Raw genomic sequence first — 8,021 nt, 5'->3', positions numbered from 1 at the left:
CTCGCGAAAGTCACGCGTGCCAGGGCCAAGCTGAATAAGATGCAATCCGTTTGACCCCGACCACTAACACCGAAAGCACCAACCCAGACTACCCCCGCCCACTAACCCCAAACCCCAAACCGCCGAGCAGGCACCTCACCCGACTGGCGCCAGCCCCCCCACCCTCACGATTAGCCCGCTCCCTTCCCTCCGATTACGTACATCGAGCGTAGCCCCATGCCGCCCCGCGATACTCGATGCAATCGCCAGCCCCAAGCCACTCCCCGACCCCTGCGCGCCCGCGCCGCGATAAAACCGGTCGAACACGCGGTCCAGTTCATCGGGCGCAATCCCCGTGCCGGTATCCGCCACTTCAACGCCCACGCCCTGCGCATCGCGCGTAAGGATTACGTCCACCTTGCCGCCTTCCGGCGTATGGCGGATAGCGTTATCGATAAGATTATTCAGCAGGATCCCCAGCGCCTGTTCATCGCCCAGCACCACATAGTCATCGGACGCATTGCCGATCCGCTCTTCAAGCCCCAGGTCAATGCCCTTGGCCTCCGCCAGCAACGACAGGTCGCCCACCGATCTCTCCGCCAACCGCCGCAGACTCATCGGCGCAATCGACGCCGCCCGGTTTGCATCCTCACGCGCCATGGTCAGCAGTTGATGCGCAAGATGAATGATCCGGTTGAGCCGCCCCTCCAGGCGCTCCAGCGTGTGGCTCTCGCCCTGCAATGTACCGTCGCGCCGGGCGGCCTGAAGCTGCAATTTCAACGCGGTAAGCGGTGTGCGCAACTCGTGCGCGGCATCGGCAACGAAGATTCGCTGCGCTTGCGAAGCGTCGCTCAAACGCCGCAGCAAATCGTTCAACGCATCCACCAACGGCCGGATTTCCACCGGCATCTGCGCGTCGGCCTGCAATGGCTCAAGCGAGTCGATCGACCGACGCGATAACGCGCGCGACAATCCGCCGATCGGTGCAAGTCCCCGAGCCACCACAAATAACACCAGCGCAATCGTCACCGGCACGAGCAGAGCCAGCGGCCACAACGTGCGCAACGCCAGCCGCAGCGCAAGATCCTCGCGCACGGAAAATGGTTGCGCGACCTGAATGAAACGGTCGGCCTGCTGCAGCCCGAACACGCGCCATCGATATTCGTCACGCTCAATCGAACGAAATCCTTCGGCAAGCCGCGGCAGCGTGGGCTCTTTAACCGAGTGGTAGACAAGCTGGCCTTGCTGGTCCCAGATGTCGATGGCAATACGATCGTCGGCAATGCCGTTGAAGTTGTGACGGCTGCGCTCGGCAGCATCGGCGGTAGCAATATTCGCCGGCAACGACAACGCCACGGTGCGCAACTCGTAATCGAACAACTCGCTCGCTTCCTTGCGCGCCGTGTGGAAGATTCCATAACCCGCCACCAGCGACGTCGCAGCCAGCCCGAAAATCAGCCAGCCAAGCAGCCAGCGGCGTATGGATGTCATTCGAGTCCCTTGAGCCGGTAGCCAACACCCCGGATCGTCAATATCTGCTCTGCGCCAATCTTGCGTCTAAGACTGTGGACGTGCACTTCAATGGTATTGCTGCCCACTTCCTCACCCCATCCGTACATCTTTTCCTCGAGCTCTGCCCGTCTGAACACACGCGCAGGCTCCTCTATCAGCACCTGCAGCAACGCGAACTCGCGTGGCACCAGCGGCAACGTCACACCGTCCTTGCGCGCTTCGTGCGAGGCGGGATCGAGCGTCAGTTCGCCATGCGTATAGACAGGTTGCTTCTGTCCGGTGCGCCGCCTGAGCGCGGCGCGCACGCGTGCGGCGAGCTCGTCGAGATCGAAGGGCTTCATGAGGTAGTCGTCGGCGCCCGCATCCAGCCCGCGAACGCGGTCGTCCACGGCGTCGCGCGCGGTCAGGATGATCACGGAAGCCGCACCACCCGCCTTGCGGTAAGTATTCAACACCTGGATGCCGTCACGCTTTGGCAAGCCAAGGTCGAGCAATACGAGGTCATACACGCCGTTGGCGAGCGACAGTTCCGCAGCACGCCCGTCCGCAGCCCAGTCGATCGCATAACCCAGGCGGCGCATGGACTCGAGCACGGTCTCGGCAATCATCTCGTCGTCTTCCACCAATAACAGCCGCATCGCGAACGTTCTCCCATTCTTACCAACAATTGTCGAGCGTGCATTGTCCGCAGAAGGTGCTTAAGCGTTCCTTAAGCACCCGCTTCCTAGAATCAATCGCTCCGCTGATGGACATTATCCGTCCCCTTCCTCGCCCCAGGAGCCAGGCTTGCCCGCATCGACCGCCACCCCAAGTTTGCACTTCTGCAAGCTAGTTTGCGCCAGTACGTGCCTCGCGCTGCTCGCCGGCTGCACCGTGTATCACCGCGAGCCGCTCGCCCCGCAGGACACCTCCACGTCCCTCTCCACCCTGTCGCGCGTGCAGATCGACCCGGCGACCATGCCCTTGCCCGAGCTTGCCGCGCATCGTTTCGACCCGTCCGACGGCCTCGACATGGAAGAGGTCGCCATGCTGGCCGTCGCGAACAATCCCGATCTGAAGCTGGCCCGCGACGACCTGGGTATTGCACGGGCACAAGCGTTTTCAGCGGGGCTCCTGCCCGATCCGCAACTGGGGGTTTCCAGCGATTATCCGGGCATGGAAGGGGCCACGCGCGCGTTCAATTATGGCTTGACCATGGACGTGCTGGCCATTTTCACGCGCGGCGCGAACAAGCAGTCGGCCGATGCAACCGTGGCGAAGACTGATCTCGGCTTGCTCTGGCAGGAGTGGCAGGTCGTTGCACAAGCGAAACAGCTGTTTATCAAGGCGCGCTTTCAGGAGGACACGTTGCCTTTGCTGCAGCAGCAACGCGACTTCTCGCGCACGCGCTATGAACGCATGGCCGAGGCCCGCCGCGAGGGCAATCTGACCGAAGACACGCTCACCGCCGCCCTGACTTCCTATAACGATGCACGCAAGCTTTATACCGATGCCGAACGCGCGGCTGAGCAAACGCATCACGACCTGAACCAGTTGCTGGGCCTGTCACCCGACGTGCATCTGCAACTTGTTGGGGAGCCCGAAGACACGCCGCTCGACGCAGCCACGGTGAATGACGCGGTCGCCGCGTTGCCGCGCCGGCGTCCCGACCTGCTGGCCCTGCAAGCGGGTTACGAGGCGCAGGAACAAAAATACCGCGCGGCGATCATGAGCCAGTTTCCGTCGCTGACCGTGGGATTCGATCGTCAACGCGACAACTCGAATGTCTACACCACGGGCTTTGTGATCAACATGAGCCTGCCCATCTTCAATCGCAACCGCGGAAATGTCGCGATCGAGCAAAGCACGCGCCAGCGCCTGCGCGACGAGTACCAGAACCGCCTGAACCAGGCGTTCACCGATGTCGCGCATCTGCGTGCCGACGACGCCATCCTTTCGCGCCAGCTCGAGCAGACCGAATCCGCATTGCCCGGCACGGAGCGTGCGGCACGCGACGCGAGCGCGGCTTTTGCGGAGCACAACCTGACGCTCGGCGCGTACACGGACGCCATGTCGGCCGCGCTGACCAAACGCTTGGATATCGCCACGCTTCGGGAGTCGCGGGCCGAACAGCGCGTCGGCTTGCAGGCATTGCTGGGCAGTGCGATTCCCGACGCATTTTCTTCTGACCTGAACGTGACCGAAACCCATGCCGACACCCATGCAAAATAAGCGGCTTTCGATGCAGACCTGCATCGCCATGTGTTTTTGCCTCAGCGCCTTGTTCGAAGCGGGCAGCGCTCTCGCCGACGACGCCGTGGTCGCTGTCAGTACGGCACCGATCCAGCGGGCGCCGATCGCACAGCCGGTGCGCGCATACGGGATCGTCGCGGCATCGGCGGCTAATCTCACGTCGATCAACCTGCCGTACATCGCACGGGTTACGCAGCTGCGCGTGCAGACCGGCCAGCCGGTCAAGCGAGGCGACCCGCTGTTTGTCGTGCAGGCTGACCCCGCCGCCGCGCTTGCCGCCGCGCAGGCAAGAAGCGCCGCGACGCTGGCCGACGGCGAGGTTGCGCGGACCCGGTCGCTGTTCGACAAGGGCCTCGCCACCGCATCGCAACTGGCCGCCGCACGCAAGGCGGCGCAGGATGCCCGCGAGGCGCTGGCGTCGCAGGAAACAACCGGGATCACGAGCGGCAGCAAGATCGTGACTTCTCCCATCGACGGCGTGGTGCTGCAGGTGTCGGCAGGACAGGGCGATCAGGTGCAGGCCGGCGCGCCGATCGTGCAGCTTGCCGGTACGGACAACGGCCGGGAGACGCGCGGCAACGTGATGCTGGCGGTGGAGCCCTCGGACGCCGTCAACATCCATGCCGGCGATGAGGTCCGCTTGCGCGGCCTTTCAAGCTCGCTAGCGAAGGTTTCGATGACAGGCCGCGTGGTCCTGGTGGGTGCGTCCATCGACACGCAAAGCCAGCTCGTCGATGTGGGCGCGAACGTGCCGCTCGGCAATAGCGCGTTCATTCCAGGCACGCACGTGGCCGCCGATATCGATACGAACCGCGGCATGCACTGGATCGTCCCGCGCTCGGCCGTGCTCAAGGACGAGCACGGCGATTTCGTGTTTCAGGTTGTGTCCGGCAACAAGGCGCATCGGGTGAACGTGGTCACGCAGATAGAGGACCGCGATCGTTATGGCGTCGACGGTCCGCTGAACGCGGCGCAACCGGTGGTGGTCAGCGGCAACTATGAACTGAAGGATGGCATGACGGTGCAGGGCGCCGGAGGCGCGCCGCGATGAACTTCGGCCAATGGATGCAGGCTCATCGACGCTCGTTGTTGTTCGTGATCGGATTGCTCGCTGTCGCAGGCGCGCTCACCGCGTTCCGGCTGCCGATCTCGCTGTTTCCGAACGTTGCGTTCCCGCGTGCCGTTGTCTCGCTCGACGCCGGCGACCGTCCCGCCGAGCAGATGGCGACGCTCGTCACCATGCCGGTGGAGGAGGCGCTGCGGCGCGTGCCGAACGTACTCGATGTGCAATCGAAGACCAGCCGCGGGTCCGCCGAGATATCGGTGAACTTCAACTGGGGCACGGACATGGCGCAGGCCACGCTGCAGGCGCAATCGTCCATTGCCGAGATCCTCGGCACCTTGCCGCAGGGGACGTCGATGCAGGTCCGGCGCATGGACCCGACGGTGTTTCCGGTGCTCGCGTATAGCCTGACGTCGAAGCAGCAATCGCTCTCCGCGCTGCACGATCTGGCGCAGTTCCAGATGCGGCCGCTGTTGTCGGGGGTCGAAGGGGTGGCGCGCGTGGACGTGACGGGCGGCGCAACCGACGAGTTCGAAGTGGCCGTGGACCCGGCCCGCCTCGCGGCGTACAAGCTCTCGCTCGCCGATGTATCGAAGGCTATTGGTGCAAGCAACGTGCTGATGGCGATCGGGCGAATCGAGGACCACTACAAGCTCTACCTGGTCATCGCCGACGCGACCATCACCCAGCTCGACGATCTGAAAAACGTGGTGGTCACCTCGAGCGGTCCGGCGCAAGTCCGGCTCGGCGATGTTGCCACGGTGCGCGCGGGCGTCACGCCGCAATGGATGCGCGTGACCGCCGACGGGCAGGACGCGGTGCTCATCAACATCTACCAACAGCCCGGCGCGAACAGCGTCGCCATGGCGAAGGCGATCCGCGCGAAGCTGAGCGCGTTCCAGCCGCAGATGCCGCCGGGCGTGCGCTTCGCCAACTGGTACGACCAGAGCGAACTGGTGACCGCCGCGGCCACGAGCGTGCGCGACGCCATCATGATCGGCGTGGTGCTCGCCGCGCTGACGCTGTTCGCGTTCCTGCGCAACTGGAAGATCACCGCGATCGCTGTCGCGCTCGTACCGGTCGTGATGGCCGCAACCATCCTGCTGCTCGATGTGTTCGGCATGGGCTTCAACATCATGACGCTCGGCGGCATGGCGGCGGCGGTGGGTCTCGTGATCGACGACGCCATCGTGATGATCGAGCATATTGTGCGGCGCATGCGCGAGGGCGGCGCGAAGGCGTTTCACGGCCGCGTGATGGCGGCTGCGCTCGAGTTCACCCGGCCGCTCGCGGGGTCGTCCGCGGCAACGCTGATCATCTTCGTGCCGCTGGCGTTCCTCTCCGGCGTCACCGGCGCGTTTTTCAAGGCGCTGTCCGTCACCATGGCAAGCGCGCTCTTCATTTCGTTCATGGTCACCTGGCTTGCCGTGCCCATACTCTGTGACCGTTGGCTCAAGCCCAAAGACGCGGAAGAGCATAGCGAGACCCGTTTCGCGACCTGGATGAACAGGCGCTACGCAAAGTTGATCGGAGGCGTCAGCGCACGGCCGGCGCTTGTGTTGATCGGTCTTGTACCGCTGGTTATTGTCGCCGTGTTCGCTTTCACACGGGTTGGCAGCGGCTTCATGCCGACGATGGACGAAGGCGGTTTTGTGCTCGACTATCACACCGAGCCGGGCACATCGATCAGCGAAACCGACCGGTTGATGAAGCAGGTCGAGGCCATTGTCAGCGCGAATCCCAATGTTTCGACCTACTCGCGGCGAACCGGCGCGGGCCTGGGCGGGGATCTGAACGAACCGAACCGGGGCGACTTTTTCGTGCGCCTGAAGTCGAAGAATCGCGAGCCTATCGAAACCGTGATGGAGGAGATTCGCACCAAAGTGGAAACAGATGTGCCGGGGGTCAGCATCGAACTGGCGCAGCTGATGGAGGACCTGATCGGCGATCTGACGGCGGTGCCGCAACCTGTGCAGATCAAGATTTACTCCGACGACCAGAACACCCTCAACTCGACCGCGCGGAACGTAGCGGCCGCGATCGGCAAGGTCCAGGGCGTGGTCGATGTGAACGACGGCATCAATCCTGCCGGCGACGCGCTCGAACTGCATATCCGCCCGGACGCCGCAGCGGCTGAAGGCATGGACGCGCAGAGCATCGCGCAGGCCGTGTCCGACATGGTGGAAGGCAATGTCGCCACGCAATTTCAGGTTGGCCCCAAGACCGTGGCAATCCGGGTCCGGGTGGCCGGTGCGCTCGCGCTCACCGATACCCAGCTCGGCCAGTTGCAGATCCGCGCGCCCGACGGCCATCTGTTCGCGCTGAATCGCGTGGCCACGCGCGTGGCCGTGACTGGACAGCCGGAAGTGAGCCGTGACAATCTGAAGCGCATGGTCGCGGTGACGGCGCGTATTGATGGACGCGATCTGGGCTCGACTATTGCTGATGTGCAAAAGGTGCTCACTACGGCCAAGCTGCTGCCTGCCGGCGTGTATTACGAGCTCGGCGGTTTGTATCAGCAGCAACAGATCGCCTTCAAGGGTTTGATGATCGTATTCGGCGCGGCTGTTGCGCTGGTGTTCGGCCTGTTGCTGTTTCTCTACGAGCGTTTTCGTATTGCGCTCGCCGTGCTCGCGATGCCATTGCTTGCCACCGGCGCGGTGTTCATCGGCTTGTGGGTCACCAACATCGAGCTCAACATTTCCGCGATGATGGGCATGACGATGATCATCGGCATTGTCACGGAGGTGGCGATCTTCTATGTATCGGAGTTGCAAGGCCTGATGCGCGACGAAGAGATGCCGCTCAGCCGGGCGTTGATCGAAGCGGGCAAGAACCGCTTGCGGCCGATCGCCATGACGACCATCGCGGCTATTCTTGCGTTGCTGCCGCTGGCGTTTGCGCTGGGCCAGGGATCGGCCATGCAGCAGCCGCTGGCGGTGGCGATCATCTCGGGCTTGATTGTGCAGTTGCCGCTGGTGTTGCTGCTGTTGCCAGTGTTGCTGCAGTTGTTGATGAAACCGCGGCGCTGACGGAATGAACAAGGGGCGCTAAAAAGCGCCCCTTGTCAAAACTACGCAAACGTGTGAAGCAGGACTTTCGTCGCGAACGAGCGGGATGACCGGTCTTACATCGCGAAGGGGTCGGAATTCGCACTCCATCACCGGCGATGCGTGCCTCCAGATTACACAGTTATCCTTAGCATCTCCTTATCTGCGGAAGACTTGTTTTATCG

General features: G+C 63.2%; 5 protein-coding genes. 3 read left to right on the top strand and 2 right to left on the bottom strand.

Going from position 1 to position 8,021, the window contains the following annotated elements; translation table 11 throughout:
• Positions 1-135 precede the first annotated feature (135 nt).
• Together M0D69_RS11105 and M0D69_RS11100 are read right to left on the bottom strand one after the other, a co-directional pair.
• Complete coding sequence (locus tag M0D69_RS11105) at positions 136-1,470, bottom strand: ATP-binding protein (protein WP_301782074.1); 1,335 nt, start codon at positions 1,468-1,470, stop codon at positions 136-138.
• A complete protein-coding gene (locus M0D69_RS11100) occupies positions 1,467-2,129 on the bottom strand; it encodes a response regulator (RefSeq protein WP_301782073.1) in 663 nt (220 codons plus the stop codon). Before M0D69_RS11100 ends, M0D69_RS11105 begins: the two co-directional genes overlap by 4 nt.
• Positions 2,130-2,277: 148 nt before the next feature.
• Here M0D69_RS11100 and M0D69_RS11095 point away from each other — a divergent pair, with 148 nt between their 5' ends.
• Genes M0D69_RS11095 through M0D69_RS11085 form a run of 3 tightly spaced genes read left to right on the top strand, consistent with a single transcriptional unit; the run spans position 2,278 to position 7,818 of the window.
• Positions 2,278-3,702, top strand: coding sequence for a TolC family protein (locus M0D69_RS11095; RefSeq protein WP_301782072.1), 1,425 nt, complete (start codon positions 2,278-2,280; stop codon positions 3,700-3,702).
• Positions 3,692-4,774, top strand: coding sequence for an efflux RND transporter periplasmic adaptor subunit (locus M0D69_RS11090; RefSeq protein ID WP_301782071.1), 1,083 nt, complete (start codon positions 3,692-3,694; stop codon positions 4,772-4,774). The genes M0D69_RS11095 and M0D69_RS11090 overlap by 11 nt, the downstream gene beginning before the upstream one ends.
• On the top strand, positions 4,771-7,818 hold the full coding sequence (locus M0D69_RS11085) for an efflux RND transporter permease subunit (RefSeq protein WP_301782070.1): 3,048 nt from the start codon (positions 4,771-4,773) through the stop codon (positions 7,816-7,818). The genes M0D69_RS11090 and M0D69_RS11085 overlap by 4 nt, the downstream gene beginning before the upstream one ends.
• The last annotated feature ends 203 nt before the right edge of the window (positions 7,819-8,021 follow it).

The sequence above is a fragment of the Caballeronia sp. SEWSISQ10-4 2 genome (assembly GCF_030464885.1).
Lineage (GTDB): Bacteria > Pseudomonadota > Gammaproteobacteria > Burkholderiales > Burkholderiaceae > Caballeronia.
This window is presented reverse-complemented; position numbering and strand designations above follow the sequence as displayed.

Coding starts and splice junctions, on each gene's coding strand:
- M0D69_RS11105 (WP_301782074.1), bottom strand. CDS start 1,470: ATGACATCCATACGCCGCTGGCTGCTTGGCTGGCTGATTTTCGGGCTG.
- M0D69_RS11100 (WP_301782073.1), bottom strand. CDS start 2,129: ATGCGGCTGTTATTGGTGGAAGACGACGAGATGATTGCCGAGACCGTG.
- M0D69_RS11090 (WP_301782071.1), top strand. CDS start 3,692: ATGCAAAATAAGCGGCTTTCGATGCAGACCTGCATCGCCATGTGTTTT.
- M0D69_RS11085 (WP_301782070.1), top strand. CDS start 4,771: ATGAACTTCGGCCAATGGATGCAGGCTCATCGACGCTCGTTGTTGTTC.